The following is a 16,801-nucleotide window of genomic DNA, read 5'->3' as shown; positions in this document are numbered from 1 at the left end:
GTGACACCCATCATACACTCAAGTTTCCCGTTGTGCATCAAGTGTTTACCAATCGCTTCCGGGATCGGCCCCTCACGCCGGCGCGTATTCCTCAGTCGATGGCGGACGCCCCCCGCTCCCCCGTCCTGACCCTCACGGCGTCGCAGACGGAGACGGTCCAGATCTTCCCGTCCCCGAACCGACCGGTGCTGGCGCCCGATTCGATGGCCGCCATCACACCGTCCATGGCTTCCTCGGTCACCAGCACCTCCACGCGCGCCTTCGGCAGAAGGTCGGAGTTGTATTCGGTTCCGCGGTAGACCTCCACGTGGCCCCGCTGCTGACCGTAGCCGCTGGCCTGGCTAACGGTCAGTCCGCTGACGCCGAACCCTTCCAAGGCCGCCCGGACGGTCTCGACCTTTTCCGGACGGACGATGGCCGTGATGAGTTTCACGTCCCCACCCTGCTGTTCTCTGACTGCCGGCCGGACTGGCCCGCCGCTACTACTTCCGCAGGCGTTTCCGCGGAAGCAACCTCAGGCTTGTCCGCCTCGCCCTCCGCAGGGACTGTCTTGCTATGGTGCTCGCCCGGGTGGAATGTACCGCCAACCATCAGCAGCTCGTAGGCGGTTTCGGCGTGTTCGGTAACGTCGATGCCGGACCGTTCGTTGGCTTCGGACACCCGCATGCCCATCATCTTGTGGATGGCGAATCCGATCAGCGTGGTCATAAGAGCGCTCCAGGCGGTGACTATCAGCGCGGTGAGGACCTGGGGCCAGAACTGTGTCAGGCCGCCGCCGTAGAAGAGCCCGCCCTCGGTCTTGACCGACGGGACAGCGAAGAATCCCAGTGAGAGCGTCCCCCACAGGCCGCCGACAAAGTGCACGGCCACCACGTCCAGCGAATCATCCAGGCCGATCTTGAATTTGAGTCCGACCGCGAGCGCGCACACCGCCCCGGCCACGACACCGATCAGGATGGCGCCGATCGGGTCCACGAACCCGCAGGCCGGCGTGACGGCGACCAGGCCGGCGACGGCTCCCGATGCGGCGCCGAGGGAAGTGGCGTGGCCGTCCCGGAGCCTTTCGATCAGCAGCCACCCCAGGAGCGCCGCACTCGTGGCCAGCAGGGTGTTGGTCCAGGCCAGGCCGGCGATGGCGTCGGCCGCGAGTTCAGAGCCGGCATTGAAGCCAAACCAGCCGAACCACAGGAGTCCTGCGCCGAGCATCACGAAAGGCAGGTTGTGCGGACGGATGTTGGGATCCTTCATGAATCCGAGGCGTTTTCCGAGCACGACGGCGAGCATCAGTCCCGCTATGCCCGCATTCATGTGGACCACGGTTCCGCCGGCGAAGTCGAGGGCGGAGATCTTGCTGCCGACGATGCCCGTGGGGCCGAACAGTCCGCCGCCCCAGACCCAGTGCGCAATGGGGGCGTAAACGAGCGTGACCCACAGCGCCGCGAATAGCAGCCACGGCCCGAACCGGACCCGCTCCGCCACCGCTCCGCTGATCAGTGCCACGGTGATGATGGCGAACGTTGCCTGGAAGCCGATGAACACCATGTCCGGGAGCCCGGGCGCCTTGCCCCCGATAGTGCTGGTCAGTCCGCTCAGGCCGGGGTTGGCAAAGGGATCGCCGACGAGCCCGGCCATGGTGTCAGGTCCGAATGCCAGCCCATAGCCCCACAGCGCCCAGACCACAGCAACAACGCCCATGGCGCCAAAGCTCATCATCATAATGTTCAGGACGGATTTCATCCGGACGAGGCCCCCGTAGAAGAATGCCAGGCCGGGGGTCATCAGCAGGACGAGTGCGGACGCTGCCAGCATCCAGGCCGTGGCGCCGGGATCGAGCACCGCGGGATCCACTGCCATTCCCACATTGACTAGAGAGATGTTCATTTCGGGAGCCTTCCTCAAGAAGTGGCGCTCCTGGGCGCCGGCTACGGCGAGACCATTCAAAACGACGGTGCAGCTATGAGTTCCCCAAATCCGACGCTACAACCGGGGTGTTTCCGCCATAGCCACAAAGTTTTTCCGGGACGTTAAACAGCAGGGTCGGGCATGAACCCTGCGTTTCCGGCATATTTCCGGGATGTGACATACATCTCACCATCGTTGCGCCGATGCGCCGCCCACCCGCTAAGGCCCCGGGCCACGCGCTTCCGGGCAGAAAGTAACGACGGTCACACCGGGCGTAAAGATTTCGTTAAAGCCTGCATCCTGCGCACGTTCCCGGGCCTACGCTCCAATCAGGAGCAGCACCACGGGCCTCAGACGGCCGAAAGCCGCGCTCCGCGAAAGGATACCGTGACCACGCTCACCCGGCCGCCCGCCGACCCCTCCGACAGGTTCAAACGCAAGCCCCATCGGCTAAGGGGCTGGCTGCTGGAGGGCATGCCCGAAGGATCCGGCAAACGGCAGGGTCCCCACGGCCAGCCGCAGGCGAACCACACACCCCAGCCCTGGTGGAAGGTCATGTGCCTCACCGGCGTGGACTACTTCTCCACGCTTGGCTACCAGCCCGCCATTGCCGCGCTTGCCGCCGGAATGGTCTCCCCCCTGGCGACCGTGGTCCTGGTGGCCGTCACGCTCCTGGGCGCCCTGCCGGTGTACCGGCGGGTGGCCTCCGAGAGCCCCCGCGGCGAGGGATCGATCGCCATGCTGGAGCGGCTGCTCCCCCGCTGGGGCGGGAAGCTGTTCGTCCTGGCACTCCTGGGTTTCGCCGCCACGGACTTCATGATCACCATGACCCTCTCGGCTGCGGACGCCAGTGCGCACGCCATCGAAAACCCGTTCGCCCCCGACTTCCTGCATGGCCAGGAAGTGGCGATAACGCTGGCATTGATCGCAGGCCTGGGCGTGGTCTTCCTCCGCGGCTTCAAGGAAGCCATCAACGTGGCGGTTGTTCTGGTGGCGGTGTTCCTGCTGCTCAATGCGGTTGTGGTCTTGGTGGGCCTCGCCCATGTGTTCAGCGAAGCCCATGTGGTCACGGACTGGTGGGCCGCCCTCAACCAGCAGCACGGAAACCCCCTCGTGATGATCGGCATCGCCCTGCTGGTTTTCCCCAAGCTTGCGCTGGGGCTCTCCGGCTTCGAAACGGGAGTGGCAGTCATGCCGCAGATCCAGGGCAGCCCGGACGACACCGAGGCAAAGCCGACCGGCCGGATCCGCGGCGCGCACAAGCTCCTGACCACGGCCGCCCTGATCATGAGCGGGTTCCTCATCGCCTCCAGTTTCATCACCACGTTCCTGATCCCGGCAGCCGAGTTCGAACCGGGCGGCAAGGCCAATGGCCGGGCGCTGGCCTTCCTGGCCCACCAGTTCCTGGGCGACGGTTTCGGAACCGTCTACGACCTGAGCACCATCGCCATTCTCTGGTTCGCCGGAGCCTCGGCCATGGCAGGGCTCCTCAACCTGGTACCCCGCTACCTCCCGCGCTTTGGCATGGCACCCGCCTGGACCCGGGCCGTGCGGCCCTTGGTGCTGGTGTTTACTGCTGTTGCTTTCCTCATCACACTTGTCTTTGAGGCCAATGTGGAAGCCCAGGGCGGTGCCTACGCCACCGGCGTCCTCGTGCTGATGACATCAGCCTCCATCGCCGTCACGTTGTCCGCCCGGCGCAAGCAGCAACGCGGCCGTACGGTCGCGTTCGGGGCGATCGCCGTCGTTTTCCTCTACACCACCGTTGCGAACGTCGTGGAACGCCCCGACGGCCTGAAGATCGCGGCGATGTTCATCCTCGGCATCGTGGTGGTGAGCTTCGCGTCGCGCGTCAGGCGCTCCTTCGAACTCCGCGCCACGCACATCCGACTGGACGAACAGGCCCTGGAGTTCATGGCCGCCAGCGAGGAAGGCCCCATCCGGCTGATCGCGCACGAGCCCAAACGCCTCAGCGCCGCGCGGTACCGGGCCAAGCTGGAGCACGCAGAACTGGCCAACCACTTGCCGGCGGATAGCGACGCGATCTTCATCGAGATCCTCGTTGACGACAGTTCGGACTTCGAGCAGGAACTCATGGTCACAGGGAAGGTCCGGCACGGCTTCCGCATTCTTGAAATACACAGCAACAACGTGCCCAACACGCTGGCGGCCGTGCTGCTGCACCTTCGCGATGTCACGGGACTGATGCCGCACATCTACTTCCGCTGGACCGAGGGGAACCCGCTGACCAACCTGACCCGGTTCCTGTTGTTCGGCGAGGGCGAGATCGCCCCCGTTACCCGGGAAGTGCTGCGCGAGGCAGAGCCGGACGTCACCCGCCGGCCCTGGGTCCACGTGGGCTGAGCCACGCCCCGCCGGGTCAGCGGCGCGGGTCAGCGGCTGGCGGGTCAGCCCGCCGGGTCAGCGGCTGGCGGGTCAGCCCGCCGGGTCAGCGGCTGGCGGCCGGGACCAGCACCCAGAGCACTTCAACGGCGTCGTCCGTGGGGTTGATCCAGGTGTGCGGCTCCCGGCCGGGGAACGTCACGGTGTCGCCGGAGCTGAGCTCGTATTCCTCATTCGTGAGGATCAGCCTGATCCGGCCGTTGATCACGTGGAGGACATCGACGTCGCAGTCCACGGCGTACAGTTCGGATTCGCCGCGGCCGCGGGGCTCGATCACGGCCTGGATGATCTGGACGCGCCGTTCGGAGCGCGCCGTCAGGAGGCGCTCGATGATGCCTTCGCCGCCCAGTGAAATGCGCGGCCCCTCGTCCTTCTTGGTGAGGTGGGTTTCCGGCGCGGCAAACAGGTCGCCGATGGAGATGGAGAGCACCTGGCACAGCGTCACGAGTGAAGCCACCGACGGCGATGTCAGGTCGCGTTCAACCCGGCTCAGGAATCCCTTGGTGAGGCCGGTGGCGTCCGCCACCTGCTCGATCGTGAGCCGCTGTGACTGGCGGGCAGCACGGATGCGTGAACCGATGGCAACTGGAATATTGCTCGGTTCAACTGGTAGTGCCTTCATTAACGAACCTTTCGCAGCCGGCCGCACGGCCCCATCGCTGGAGCCATACTAGCTGGATACCCGCCTTGTGACGCGGGAACGGGCCGTTGGTGTCAGATGCACCTTGACTGTTACCGCCGTCACAACTACTCTTTTAGGCAACAAGTGTTGTCTATTAGGCAATCACCAGAGAATCACCGAGTCACCATCAGGGATCTCCCCCTGCATCAACCGCAACATAGCAGCGGATTTCCGGCACTGCGCTGACGCTTCCGCGAATTCCCGCCCTGCTGCCAATCAGCTCCAAGGAGCATTTTCATGGACGCAAATTTCGTCAACATCGCCATTGTGGTGGTGTACCTGGTCGCCATGCTGGCCTTCGGGTGGTGGGGTAAGTCCCGCACCAAGAACAACAGCGATTTCCTGGTGGCCGGCCGCAGGCTTGGCCCATTCCTTTACACCGGCACCATGGCAGCCGTGGTTCTCGGCGGGGCCTCAACGGTGGGCGGTGTGGGCCTCGGCTACAAGTTCGGCATCTCCGGCATGTGGCTCGTGGTGGCCATCGGCACCGGCGTGCTGCTGCTGAGCCTGCTGTTTGCCGGCACCATCCAGAAGTTGAAGATCTACACGGTGTCACAGATGCTGACGCTCCGCTACGGCAGCCGGGCCACGCAGACTTCAGGCATCGTGATGCTGGCGTACACACTGATGCTGTGCGCCACCTCCACCAGCGCCTATGCCACCATCTTCGTGGTGCTGTTCGGCTGGGACCGTGCGCTGGCCATCGCCATCGGCGGCGCAATCGTCCTGGTGTACTCGACCATCGGCGGCATGTGGTCCATCACCCTTGCGGACCAGGTCCAGTTCGTCATCAAGACCGTCGGCATCTTCTTCCTGATGCTGCCCTTCACGCTCAACGCAGCGGGCGGCCTGGACGGCATCCGCAGCCGCGTTGAAGACAGCTTCTTCCAGATTGATGGCATCGGGATCCAGACCATCATCACGTACTTCGTGGTCTACACCCTCGGCCTCCTGATCGGCCAGGACATCTGGCAGCGCGTGTTCACCGCCAAGACCCCCACTGTTGCCCGCTGGGGCGGCGCAACGGCCGGCGTCTACTGCATCCTCTACGGCGCAGCAGGTGCCCTGATCGGCCTGGGCGCACGGGTGGCGCTCCCGGAGATCGACGTCGCCACGCAGGGCAAGGACGTTGTCTACGCCGAGGTGGCGCAGAACCTGCTGCCCATCGGCATCGGCGGCCTGGTGCTCGCAGCGGCCGTGGCCGCCATGATGTCCACCGCCTCCGGTGCGCTCATCGCAGCCGCAACGGTGGCCCGCGCCGACGTCCTTCCCTTCGTGGGCAGCTGGTTCGGCAAGGACATCAACACCGATGACTCCGACAACCCTGAGCACGACGTCAAAGCCAACCGTATGTGGGTCCTTGGCCTGGGCGTTATAGCCATTGTCATCGCCATCATCACCAAGGACGTCGTAGCCGCACTGACCATCGCCTACGACATCCTGGTTGGCGGGCTCCTGGTCGCGATCCTCGGTGGCCTGGTGTGGAAGCGCGGAACCGGTGTTGCTGCCGCAGCCTCCATGGCCGTGGGTTCCGTGGTAACCCTCGGCACCATGATCTACCTGGAGATCAATGCCGCCGCCCCCTTGGACGGCATCTACGCGAACGAGCCGATCTACTACGGCCTGCTCGCCTCCGCCGCTGTCTACATAGCGGTATCGCTGCTGACCAAACCCACCGACGCGCACGTTATGAAGAACTGGTACCGGCGCGTTGCCGGCAAGGCTTCCGAAGAAGAGTCAGTTCCGACGCTCGCCAACTAGAACCGGCCATGTAGAACCGCAAAAACAGCGCACGACGGCGGTGCCTCCCCTGCGCGGGAGGCACCGCCGTCGTGCGTTTACAGCCTGGGGTGTTTCACTCCTCTTCCACGGGCTCAGGGAATTCTTCACCGTTTAGAGGCACCACGGGTTTTTCGTCGCCAAGGAAATCCTCCTCGACCAGGGGAACACGCCGGCCGGCGTCTTCCAGCAGTTCCTCTTCCTCGGTCTCCCCTGCGTCATCGATCGGCGCGTCCTCGGCAAAGTCATAGGCGGGATCGGATTCGATGGTGTCGCGTTCCGGCTGGATGGGCCGTGATCCGGTGGTGTCCATGGTGCAAACCTCCGTGTCTGGTTGTGCGGCCAAGGGCCGGGCCTTGGAAGCACCTGCCCTGGCAATCATCACAGCACCGGCATTACGCGGGGTCAATAGCCGGCGCATTGCTCCCCGCCAGAGCCCGCAAACCACTGCGGTTTTTACGGTCCGCCTAAACTTCCCGGTGAGGACCACCGGCCGAAAATTGGCGCGAAACCGGGGTAGGCTGGACCTGCAATGGGGCCGAACCATGCCCTATCAAGCCCAGGAGTGTTCGTGTCTCAGCACGCTAAATCTGACCGAAACCAGCCCTGCCCCGCCGATACCCCGGCCGCAAGCGCCCCGGAAGCCAACGCAGCAACCACCCCCGCCACCGCCCCCGGCCACGCCGACATCAAGCGCTGGCGCCAGTACCTTGCCGACGAACGTGCCGAGGCCGCCGTCTACCGCGACCTGGCGCAGAACCGCCGCGGCGAGGAGCGGGACATCCTGCTGGCCCTGGCCGAGGCCGAGGGCCGCCACGAAGCGCACTGGCTCCGGCTCCTCGGCGATCACGCCGGGAAGCCCCGCCCGGCATCCCTCCGCAGCCAGCTGCTGGGATTCCTGGCCCGGCATTTCGGTTCCGTGTTCGTGCTGGCGCTGGCCCAGCGAGCCGAGGGCCGCTCCCCTTACTTCTCGGACCCGTCGGCCACGCCCGCCATGGTTGCCGACGAGCAGATCCACGAGGAAGTTGTCCGTGGACTCGCCACCCGCGGCCGGAACCGGCTGGCGGGCTCCTTCAGGGCCGCCGTGTTCGGTGCCAATGACGGCCTGGTCAGCAACCTTTCCCTGGTGATGGGGATGGCCGCATCCGGCGTTGGCAGCCAGGTGGTACTCCTGAGCGGTGTGGCCGGGCTGCTCGCCGGAGCGCTGTCCATGGGCGCGGGCGAATTCATCTCCGTCCGTTCCCAGCGCGAACTGCTGGCTGCAACGCGGCCCACCCAGATCACCCTTTCCGCCGCCCCGCTGCTGGACATCGAGCACAATGAGCTGCTGCTGGTTTACCTGGCCCGCGGGATGTCCCGGGAAGCCGCCGAACACCGCGTGGCGGAACGAATGGGCCTGCTGAGCTGCGACTGCGATCCCAGTCTGTCGCTCCAGCCGGAGCTCCCCGAGGCCGAGGACCGGCATGAGGCGGTGGGCACGGCATGGAGCGCGGCGGCGTCGAGCTTCTGTTTCTTCGCCTCCGGCGCCATCATTCCCATCATCCCGTTCCTGCTTGGCATGACGGGCGTCGCGGCACTGGTGGTTTCCGCCGTGCTGGTGGGCATGGCGCTCCTGGTGACGGGCGGCGTCGTCGGACTCCTGTCCGGGACCTCCCCGACGAGCCGCGGTTTCCGGCAACTGGCCATCGGCATGGGCGCCGCCGGCGTCACGTACCTCCTCGGCCTGGCGTTCGGCGCGGTGGTTGCCTAGTGGACAGTCCCCCGCCCGGTCAACGAAGGCCGCGGCATTCCGGCCGGATGGGCAACACGGCCCGGATTCTGCGCAACGTGGCCCTCACCGCGCTGATAGCGGTGACGGCGTTTACGGCTGCCGGACTGTTCTATGGCGATCCACGTTTCGTGGGGCTCTTCGAATTCCGGAACAGCACGGTCCCCAACGGACAGGCTGCGGACCAGCAGCCGGGAACAGCTGCGGAAACTGTTGGGTCCGATGCGCCTCCCCCGGGACTGGAGGAAGAGGACTCCCCGCTGGGAACAGCGGACGAGCCGCCCGTCCCCAGCGATTCCTTCAAGTTCCTGGCGATGAACGACGACGGCAAACCCGTAGGCTATTCGCCGTGCCGCCCGCTGCATTACGTGGTCAATGCCGGGCTGGCTCCGGCCGGCGCGGAAGGCCTGGTGGAGGAAGCCGTCGGCACCATAGCCCGGGCCACCGGGATCCGCTTCATCAACGACGGACCGTCCACCGAAGCGCCTTCCGGGGACCGCGATCCGTACCAGCCTGAAACTTACGGCGAGCGGTGGGCGCCGCTCCTCATCTCGTGGACCACACCGGAGGCCTCCCCCAAGCTCAAGGGGCAGGTGATCGGCACCGGCGGGAGCACGCACTACAGTTTTGACGGCGGTCCGAAGACCTTCGTTACCGGCAGCCTGGACCTCGACGCACCGCAGATTGCCGGCGAACTCGAGCGGCCCGAGGGCTCCGCCTACGCCACCGCCGTCATCCTGCACGAACTGTCCCATGTGATGGGGCTGGAGCACGTCGATGACCCCCTGCAGCTGATGTACCCGGAAATCGGCACGCCGGACGGCCTCGCCGCCGGCGACCTTAACGGCCTGTACAAGCTGGGCCAGGCCGCCTGCCGCAAGGACCTTTAGCCGGCCGCTGCCAACGGGACACTATTAACGGGACACTGCTAACGGGACACTGCTAACGGGACCCTGCTAACGGGACACCGCGTCGAGGGCTTCCTCCACAGTTTCCACCAGGAAGATCCTGTCCGCCATGGACTTGCCCGCCGCAAGGCTCTGCAGCAAGGGCCACGCCGGATACCGCCGCTTCCAGTGCTCGGTGCCAACGAGCACCATGGGCCTGATGGTTTCGGAGGCTCCGTAGTAGTTCTCGCACGCGTCCTGGAAGATTTCCTGCAGTGTGCCGGCGGACCCGGGCAGGAAGATCACACCGCCGTCGCAAAGCTCCAGCAGGATCGCCTCCCGGATGGCGTTGGCGAAGTACTTGGCGATATGGGTGGCGAAATAGTTGGGGGGCTCGTGGCCGTAGAACCAGGTGGGAATCCCCAGCGACGGCGTCCCGCCCGGATGGCGTTCGACGACGGCGGCGGCCGTCCGCGCCCACGCGGACACCGAGGGCCGGAAGCCCGGAACGGCTGCCAACTGGGCCAACGCAGCGTGGAAGTCCGCGTCCGGCAGTTCGCTGAGGTACGCGCCCATGTTGGCGGCCTCCATGGCCCCCGGCCCGCCGCCCGTGGCCACCACCCGGCCGCTCCTGGCAAGGAGCCGCCCGGCGACGGCGGCCTCCATGAAGGCCGGCGTTCCCCGCCTCGCGGTATGGCCGCCCATCACCCCCACCATCGAGCGGCCGCCCAGCTCGGAGCGCGTCAGTTCATCGAGGGCGTCGCCGATCGAATGGTCATGTAGCGCCGCGGCCAGCGTGGCATCCAGCCGGTGGCGCTGGCCGGGCCGGATGCTCCAGTGGTAGATCCGGCCGTCCAGCGTGGCCTCGTAGGGCGCACCGGGCGGACCGGAGTAGAGCTCCTGCGGTGAGTAGAGCTGCCCGCGATAGGGATCGAAGGGGACGGACTCCAGCCTGGGGAAGATCAGCGCCCCGCGGTCCCGCAGCGACTCCTCCACGCCGTCGTCGAAGGTGCAGCCAAGGAAGATCGCGCCCTGCGCGTCCATGCCCTGCAGCGACGCGGTGCGGCCGCGCAGGTCCAACGACTGGGCGTGCCAGCCATGCATGGTGCGAACGCCCGCTTTCACCAGGCGGTCGAAGCTGTCCAGGCTTTCAACCTCAAGGGTTCTGGGGCTGGGGCTCAGGCTGCCGGCGGCGTTCATGCAGTCAGCCTAGTCCGCAGCGGGTAGAGCAGAAGCGCCCCGGCGGAAAATCCGCGGGGCGCTTCTGCTCTTACGTTCAGTGGACGGACAGGCGTTCACGTGCGGGCGGGGCCGCCGCGGATCAGGAGACCTGGAGCCCGCCATTGATGTCGTACGTGGCGGCAGTGATGTAGCCGGAGTCCTTGCCGAGCAGGAAGGAGATCAGGGCCGCGACTTCCTCGCGGGTGCCAACGCGTCCCATCATGATGCCCTCGGACATCTGGGCCTTGCGCTCCTCGCTCAGGGTGCCGCCCATGATGTCGGTGTCGATGGGGCCGGGTGCGATCGCGTTGACGGTGACCCCGAACTCCCCCACCTCGCGGGCAAGGGCGCGGGTGAAGCCGATGATTCCGGCCTTCGACGCACTGTACGCCACCTTGGAGTACGTGCCGCCGCCGCGCTGGGCGGAAATCGACGAGATGCTCACGATGCGTCCGAGCTTGCGCTCGATCATTCCCTTGAGCACGCGCTGGGACACGATGAAGGTTCCGCGCATGTTGATGGCGAAAACCTTGTCCCACTCCTCCACGGTGGTTTCCATGAACGTCGTCGGCGAGCTGATGCCCGCGAGGTTCGCGAGGGCCACGATGGGCGGCAGGGATTCTTCGATCTCGGTGATCGCCCGGTCCACGGAGGCGGCATCGGAAACGTCGGCGCCCACACCGATGGCCTTCACGGCGCGGTTGGAGCCGATCTCGGCAGCTGCGGCCTTGGCGTCCTCGGCGTTGATGTCCAGGATCGCGATGGACCAGCCCTCGCTGGCCATCCGGTCAGCGGCTGCGCGGCCAATGCCGCGGGCGGACGCCGCTCCGGTCAGTACTACGGTGCGTTCTGCGGGGAATGAGGTGATTGTCATGGTGTATCTTTCGTCGGGAATCGTCCGGTGTTCAGTCGGGTTCTTCGGGTTCGGTCAGGAGCGGACTTTGGCTGCGTTCACCGCTGCTGCGGCCGCAACTGCGGGATCCAGGGCGGCGTCGCCCTCAGGCCGCTTACGTGCATACAGGAAAGTGGCCACCGCGGTCACGCACAGGCAGAAGGACAGGAACAGCAGGCCGCTCTGGTTGTTGCCCGTGGCGTCCTTGAGCATGCCAACGGCGTAGGGTGCCACGAAACCGCCGAGGTTGCCCAGGGAGTTGACCAGGGCCAGGCCCGAGGCAGCGGCTGCTCCGGTGAGCGCCGCGGACGGCATGGACAGGAACGGGGCAATGGCTCCGTAGATCCCCATGGCAGAGGCAGTGAGGGCAATCAGGGCCAGGATGGGGTTCACCGGGAGCAGGTACCCGGCTGCCAGCAGGCCCATGCCGGCGAGCACCATGCTGACGGCAGTGTGCCAGGCGCGCTTTCCTGTCCGGTCCGCCCGCTTGCTCCAGAAGTACACAAAGACCGCAGCGATGGCGTAGGGAATGAAGACGATGAATCCCACTTCGGCGGTGGAGAACTTGCCCAGGGCTGCAACGATGGTGGGCATCCAGAGACCGAGGCCGTAGATGCCGCAGACCAGGCCGAAGTACAGCGCCGAGTAGACCAGCGTGCGCTTGTCCTTCAGGCCGGCCAGGAAGTTGTGGTTCCCGCCCTTGGACTTGGCGGCCAGTTCGGCCTCCATGGTGGTGGCGAGCCATTCGCGTTCGTCAGTGTTGAGCCATTTGGCGTCCCGCGGCCGGTCGGTCATCAGGATCGGGGTCAGCAGGCCCAGCAGGATGGCCGGGATGCCTTCGATGATGTACAGCCACTGCCAGCCCTGCAAGCCCATGATGCCGTCCATCTGCAGCAGCAGTCCGGACACCGGAGCGCCGAGCGCGTTGGATACCGGCTGGGCCAGGATGAAGATGCCCAGGACGGTGACGCGCTGGGCCGCAGGGAACCACAGGGTCAGGTAGAAAAGGATCGCCGGGAAGAACCCGGCCTCGGCTGCACCCAGCAGGAACCGGATGATGTAGTAGGTGCTTTCCCCGTTGACCATGCACATGGCCGTGGCGAAGATGCCCCAGGTGATGAGGATCCGGGCGAGCCACTTGCGCGCGCCGAAGCGGTACATGCCGGCGTTGCTCGGAACCTCCAGGAGCGCGTAGCCGAGGAAGAAAATGCCGGCGCCCAGGCCATAGGCGGCGGCGCTGAGGCCGATGTCCTCGCTCATGGTGAGCTTGGCGAAGCCCACGTTGTTGCGGTCAAGGTAGGCAACAAAGTAGAGCAGGACAATCAGCGGCATGACGCGGCGGCGGACCTTGCGAAGCGTGCGTTCGCCGAGCTCGCCGAGTCCTGCGGACTGCATGGGGAGTGAAGTCATCGTCGACCTTCTATCTGACGGATGCGGCGCCTGAACAGCGGCTGATCCGATGGGGAATGTGGAGGGGATTCCGTCGACTTCTAACTAAGTCTGATGTCTGACATCTGACGGAAGAACATGAGAAAGATCATAGGAGGGTGATCTGGGTTACGTCAAGCCTTGCGTGATTCGGCGGGCGCGCGATTGGCTGGCTCCGCGGGCGATGTCAGGGCTGGGGGTGGTGGACGTAACGCTCGTAGTCGCGGTACGTCTGGTCCATGTGTTCGTCCATGGTTCGCCGGGACACTTCGGCGTCACCGCTCAGGATGCCGTCCAGCACCTTCTGGTGGTACTCGATGGCGTGCAACTGGATTTCCGGCACGGCCGAGGTCTCCCGCCGCGTCATGTAGAGCAGCTGTCCGAGTTGCGCGAACAGGGCCCGGACAAAGGGATTGCCCGAGGCTTTCAGCACGGCGTCATGGAAGGCGATGTCGGCCTCGACAAAGCGGTCCAGGTCCCCGGCCTCGTGGAAGCGTTTCATGTCCGCGATGCACTCGCGCATCTGCTCGGCGTGCTCGGGAGTGTGCCGCTTGGCGGCAAGGGCAGCGGCACCGGTTTCCACCATGCGCCGCATCTCGATGAGCCCCACGGAGACCTGGTCCGCACCGTTTCCGTGCGACGCGGCCTTGAAGATCGCATCCAGCCCGGTCCAGTTGTCCGAGGGATTGACGAACGTTCCGCGCCCGGCCTTCACGTAAAGGATGTTCTGCGCCCTCAGCGCCTTGAGGGCTTCCCGCACGGTGAGCCTGCTGACCTCGTAGGCCTTGGCGATGTCGGCTTCGGGCGGGATGGCATCGTGCGGCTTCAGCTTGCCGTCGAGGATGTCGTCGAGCAGGCCGTCGACGAGGTCGTCAACGAGTGTCCTGCGGCCCATCCTGGCTCCTGCCTTCGGTCTTGCCCGCTGCTGCGGGTGCTTTCCACATTACTGTCGAATGCGGTCCGGTTCAGCATCACGGCCGGTCCGGAGACATACTTGTCCGGCTTGTCCGGCTTTGCCGGGGCAGCTTCCGGGTTCGCGGAGTGGCCCGGCGGCGCGGAAGCCCAACGGCTTCAGGCTGTTGCAGAATGAATCATGCGCACTCCGCCCCCGCCCCCGCCCGGCCGCCCCCGGATCGGAATTCCGGTCCGGCTCAGCAGCTCCCTGGACCCGGACCCGCGGGTGGGGGAAGCCAACGAGCTGTTCGATTTCATCGTGGACCTGGTCCACAACGGCGGCGGGGAGCCTGTACTGCTTACCGCGGACTCCGGGGACGGCCGGCTGGCCGAAACGCTCAGGGGGCTCGACGGCGTCGTACTCCCCGGCGGTGGCGACCTTGACCCGCGACTTTACGGTGAGGAGCGGGGCGACGCGTGCTACGACGTGAACCTCGCGCAGGACACTCTGGACCTGGCCGTTGCCCGCGGGACCATCGATCAGGGCATGCCGCTGTTGGGGATCTGCCGCGGACACCAGCTCCTCAATGTCCTTTATGGCGGCACGCTCGTCCAGGACATGGCTGTCAGCGCCGTGACACACCATGAGCCCGCGGCTGCAGATGGCGCAGGCCCGAACGGTCCCGATGGCGCCGGAACCGGCCCGTGGGCGTGGCACGACGTGGACGTTGCTCCGGGCTCCAAGGTGGCCGGATTGTACGGGCAGCCTGGCAGGAGGGACAGCCTCACGGTCAAGATAGCCTCCGGCCATCACCAGGCAGTGGCCCGGGTCGCCGACGGGCTGATGGTGACGGCGGTTGCCGGCGACGGCACCGTGGAAGCGCTCGAGGACCCGGAACGCTGGGTGGCGTCCGTTCAGTGGCATCCCGAAGCGCGGGAGCTCCCGGCGCAGGAACGGGTGGCCCCGTTCCGCGCGTTTGTAGAGGCCTGCCGCGCGCGTCAGCAGACCTAACCGGCCGGGTAAGGCCGCTGGTGGGTGAACGCCGCAACAGGGGAAGGCATGCGGTTGCCGGTCCTTGGCACCCCCAAATCAGCCTGCTACTATCGTCAAAAAGGCAGTATGTCCTATCAAGAGAACATACGCTGACATACGCGGGGTCTCCGGCACCATGGGGACCCGCGGAGCACAAGGGAGCGCTCAGTGGCGAATCAACTTAATCTCAGCATCGACCGCTCTTCACCGGTGCCCCTCTACCACCAGGTGGTCCAGGGCATCGAGTCCGCCATCCACACCGGACTGCTCCCCCCGGGCAGCCGGCTCGACAACGAAATCGACCTCGCCGCCCAGCTCAACCTGTCCCGCCCCACCATGCGCAAGGCCATGGACGAGCTGGTGCGTTCCGGCCTCCTGGTGCGCAAGCGCGGCGTGGGAACGCAGGTGGTCTCCAGCCAGGTCCGCAGGCCGCTGGAACTCTCCAGCCTCTACGATGACCTCACGAACAACGGCAGCAAGCCCACCACCGACGTGCTCAGCTTCTCCCATATCGAGGCCGACGCACCGACGCGTGAAGCGCTCCAGCTTCCCGCGGGTGCAAAGGTCTACCACTTCACCAGGCTGCGCAAGGTGGGCGGCAAGCCGCTGGCGCTGATGGAAAACTGGGTCCGCGACGACATCACCCCCATCGACGAAGCCCAGCTCGGCGCCCAGGGCCTGTACGCGATCCTGCGCAACGGCGGAGTGAACTTCCGGCTGGCCTCGCAACGCATCGGAGCCATGGTGGCCAACGACTACCAGGCGCCGCTGCTGGACACGCCGCCCGGTTCGGCGCTGGTGACCATGGAACGCACCGCGGTGGATGACACCGGCCGCATGGTGGAAACCGGGCACCACGTCTACCGCGGCGACTCCTACAGCTTTGAAATGACCCTCGTCCAGCGCTAGGCGCCAGCGCCAGGCGCTGCAGGCAGCACGCACGTAAACGAAAGAGTAAATCTATGGCCAACTGGGTATATCCGCTGGGTTCCGCTGCCGACGGCAGCTGGGACGTCTCGCTGGGAACTTCGGACTCCGCCCTGGCGGTGGACGGCTGGGCCCACACCGGGCTCAAGGTCGCGACGCTGGCGGCCGGCGCCGCCGTCGAACTTCCCGCCGCCGGTGAGGAGCGCATTGTGGTTCCGCTCAACGGGTCCTTCACCGCCACGGTCGACGGCGAGGACTTCCGGCTCGCCGGCCGGGCCAGCGTGTTCAACGGCCCCAGCGACGTGCTCTACACGGGCACCGGGAGGACCGTCACGATCAGTTCGGCCGACGGCGGCAGGGTGGCGGTCGCAACGGCTCCCGCGAACACTGCCTACCCGACCCGGCTCGTGACGGCCGCCGAGACTCCCGTGGAGCTGCGGGGCGCCGGCAACTGCTCCCGGCAGGTGCACAACTTCGGCACCCCCGCAGCGCTGGAAGCGGACCGCTTCATCGTCTGCGAAGTCATCACCCCGGCCGGCAACTGGTCCTCCTATCCCCCGCACAAGCACGACGAGGAAAGGGACGGCGAAACCAGCCTCGAGGAGATTTACTACTTCGAGACCCGGGTGGCACCGGGCGGTCCGGCCGCATCCGGCCCGCAGGGGGACGCCATCGGCTACCAGCGGGTGTACGCCTCGGACGAACGGCCCATTGACGTCTCGGCGGAGGTCCGCACGGGCGACGTGGTCCTGGTTCCCTACGGCTGGCACGGTCCGGCGATGGCTGCCCCGGGTTACGACCTGTACTACCTGAACGTCATGGCCGGCCCAGGGCCGGTCCGCGACTGGCTCATCAGCGATGACCCGCACCACGGCTGGATCCGCCAGACCTGGGAAGGCCAGGACGTGGACCCGCGGCTTCCGTTCGGAGCCTAGGCGCCCAAAGCCAACTGATGCCCCTCACCGCGCGCGGTGAGGGGCATCAG

At 66.2% G+C, this 16,801-nt stretch carries 15 protein-coding genes; 7 read left to right on the top strand and 8 right to left on the bottom strand.

Annotated elements, in window-relative coordinates; translation table 11 throughout:
• Window positions 1-91: 91 nt before the first annotated feature.
• Complete coding sequence (locus tag AC1DRE_RS12830) at window positions 92-433, bottom strand: P-II family nitrogen regulator (RefSeq protein WP_476984995.1); 342 nt, start codon at window positions 431-433, stop codon at window positions 92-94.
• On the bottom strand, window positions 430-1,881 hold the full coding sequence (locus tag AC1DRE_RS12825) for an ammonium transporter (protein WP_476984994.1): 1,452 nt from the start codon (window positions 1,879-1,881) through the stop codon (window positions 430-432). The genes AC1DRE_RS12830 and AC1DRE_RS12825 overlap by 4 nt, the downstream gene beginning before the upstream one ends.
• Before the next feature lie 408 nt (window positions 1,882-2,289).
• Here AC1DRE_RS12825 and AC1DRE_RS12820 point away from each other — a divergent pair, with 408 nt between their 5' ends.
• Window positions 2,290-4,266, top strand: a complete 1,977-nt coding sequence (locus AC1DRE_RS12820; RefSeq protein WP_476984993.1) for an APC family permease — start codon at window positions 2,290-2,292, stop codon at window positions 4,264-4,266.
• Window positions 4,267-4,351: 85 nt separating this feature from the next.
• Here the strand turns inward: AC1DRE_RS12820 and AC1DRE_RS12815 are convergent, their stop codons facing one another.
• Entirely contained in the window at window positions 4,352-4,927 is a 576-nt protein-coding gene (locus tag AC1DRE_RS12815) for a helix-turn-helix domain-containing protein (RefSeq protein ID WP_104173583.1), read from the bottom strand.
• A 297-nt stretch (window positions 4,928-5,224) separates the two neighbouring features.
• Here AC1DRE_RS12815 and AC1DRE_RS12810 point away from each other — a divergent pair, with 297 nt between their 5' ends.
• Entirely contained in the window at window positions 5,225-6,748 is a 1,524-nt protein-coding gene (locus AC1DRE_RS12810) for a sodium:solute symporter family protein (protein WP_476984992.1), read from the top strand.
• Between the two features lie 94 nt (window positions 6,749-6,842).
• On the opposite strand, the gene AC1DRE_RS12805 is transcribed toward AC1DRE_RS12810, so the two are convergent.
• The gene (locus AC1DRE_RS12805; protein ID WP_476984991.1) at window positions 6,843-7,079 is read right to left on the bottom strand and encodes a hypothetical protein; all 237 of its coding nucleotides are present in this window, start codon (window positions 7,077-7,079) and stop codon (window positions 6,843-6,845) included.
• Between the two features lie 258 nt (window positions 7,080-7,337).
• On the opposite strand from AC1DRE_RS12805, the gene AC1DRE_RS12800 reads away from it, so the two are divergent.
• Window positions 7,338-8,516 (top strand): VIT1/CCC1 transporter family protein, encoded by a 1,179-nt coding sequence (locus tag AC1DRE_RS12800; protein ID WP_476984990.1) that lies wholly within the window; start codon window positions 7,338-7,340, stop codon window positions 8,514-8,516.
• A 47-nt stretch (window positions 8,517-8,563) separates the two neighbouring features.
• Window positions 8,564-9,424 carry a matrixin family metalloprotease gene (locus AC1DRE_RS12795; protein ID WP_476984989.1) on the top strand — a complete coding sequence of 287 codons (861 nt, stop codon included), beginning with the start codon at window positions 8,564-8,566 and terminating at the stop codon, window positions 9,422-9,424.
• Between the two features lie 66 nt (window positions 9,425-9,490).
• On the opposite strand, the gene AC1DRE_RS12790 is transcribed toward AC1DRE_RS12795, so the two are convergent.
• The 4 genes from AC1DRE_RS12790 to AC1DRE_RS12775 form a co-directional block, all read right to left on the bottom strand.
• On the bottom strand, window positions 9,491-10,621 hold the full coding sequence (locus AC1DRE_RS12790) for an LOG family protein (RefSeq protein ID WP_476984988.1): 1,131 nt from the start codon (window positions 10,619-10,621) through the stop codon (window positions 9,491-9,493).
• Window positions 10,622-10,742: 121 nt separating this feature from the next.
• The gene (locus AC1DRE_RS12785; protein WP_476984987.1) at window positions 10,743-11,516 is read right to left on the bottom strand and encodes an SDR family NAD(P)-dependent oxidoreductase; all 774 of its coding nucleotides are present in this window, start codon (window positions 11,514-11,516) and stop codon (window positions 10,743-10,745) included.
• 54 nt (window positions 11,517-11,570) lie between these two features.
• A complete protein-coding gene (locus AC1DRE_RS12780; protein ID WP_476984986.1) occupies window positions 11,571-12,944 on the bottom strand; it encodes an MFS transporter in 1,374 nt (457 codons plus the stop codon).
• A 205-nt stretch (window positions 12,945-13,149) separates the two neighbouring features.
• Complete coding sequence (locus AC1DRE_RS12775) at window positions 13,150-13,857, bottom strand: FadR/GntR family transcriptional regulator (RefSeq protein WP_104173590.1); 708 nt, start codon at window positions 13,855-13,857, stop codon at window positions 13,150-13,152.
• A 198-nt stretch (window positions 13,858-14,055) separates the two neighbouring features.
• Between AC1DRE_RS12775 and AC1DRE_RS12770 the strand changes: the two genes are divergently transcribed.
• From AC1DRE_RS12770 to iolB, 3 genes are all read left to right on the top strand, one after another.
• Window positions 14,056-14,868, top strand: a complete 813-nt coding sequence (locus AC1DRE_RS12770; protein ID WP_476984985.1) for a gamma-glutamyl-gamma-aminobutyrate hydrolase family protein — start codon at window positions 14,056-14,058, stop codon at window positions 14,866-14,868.
• Between the two features lie 189 nt (window positions 14,869-15,057).
• Entirely contained in the window at window positions 15,058-15,798 is a 741-nt protein-coding gene (locus AC1DRE_RS12765) for a GntR family transcriptional regulator (protein ID WP_476984984.1), read from the top strand.
• A 53-nt stretch (window positions 15,799-15,851) separates the two neighbouring features.
• The gene (iolB, locus tag AC1DRE_RS12760) at window positions 15,852-16,751 is read left to right on the top strand and encodes a 5-deoxy-glucuronate isomerase (protein ID WP_476984983.1); all 900 of its coding nucleotides are present in this window, start codon (window positions 15,852-15,854) and stop codon (window positions 16,749-16,751) included.
• Window positions 16,752-16,801: the final 50 nt, after the last annotated feature.

This window comes from Arthrobacter sp. P4_H3 (genome assembly GCF_056400885.1).
The sequence above is the reverse complement of the archived record's forward strand: the minus strand, read 5'-3'. Positions and strand labels throughout refer to the sequence as shown.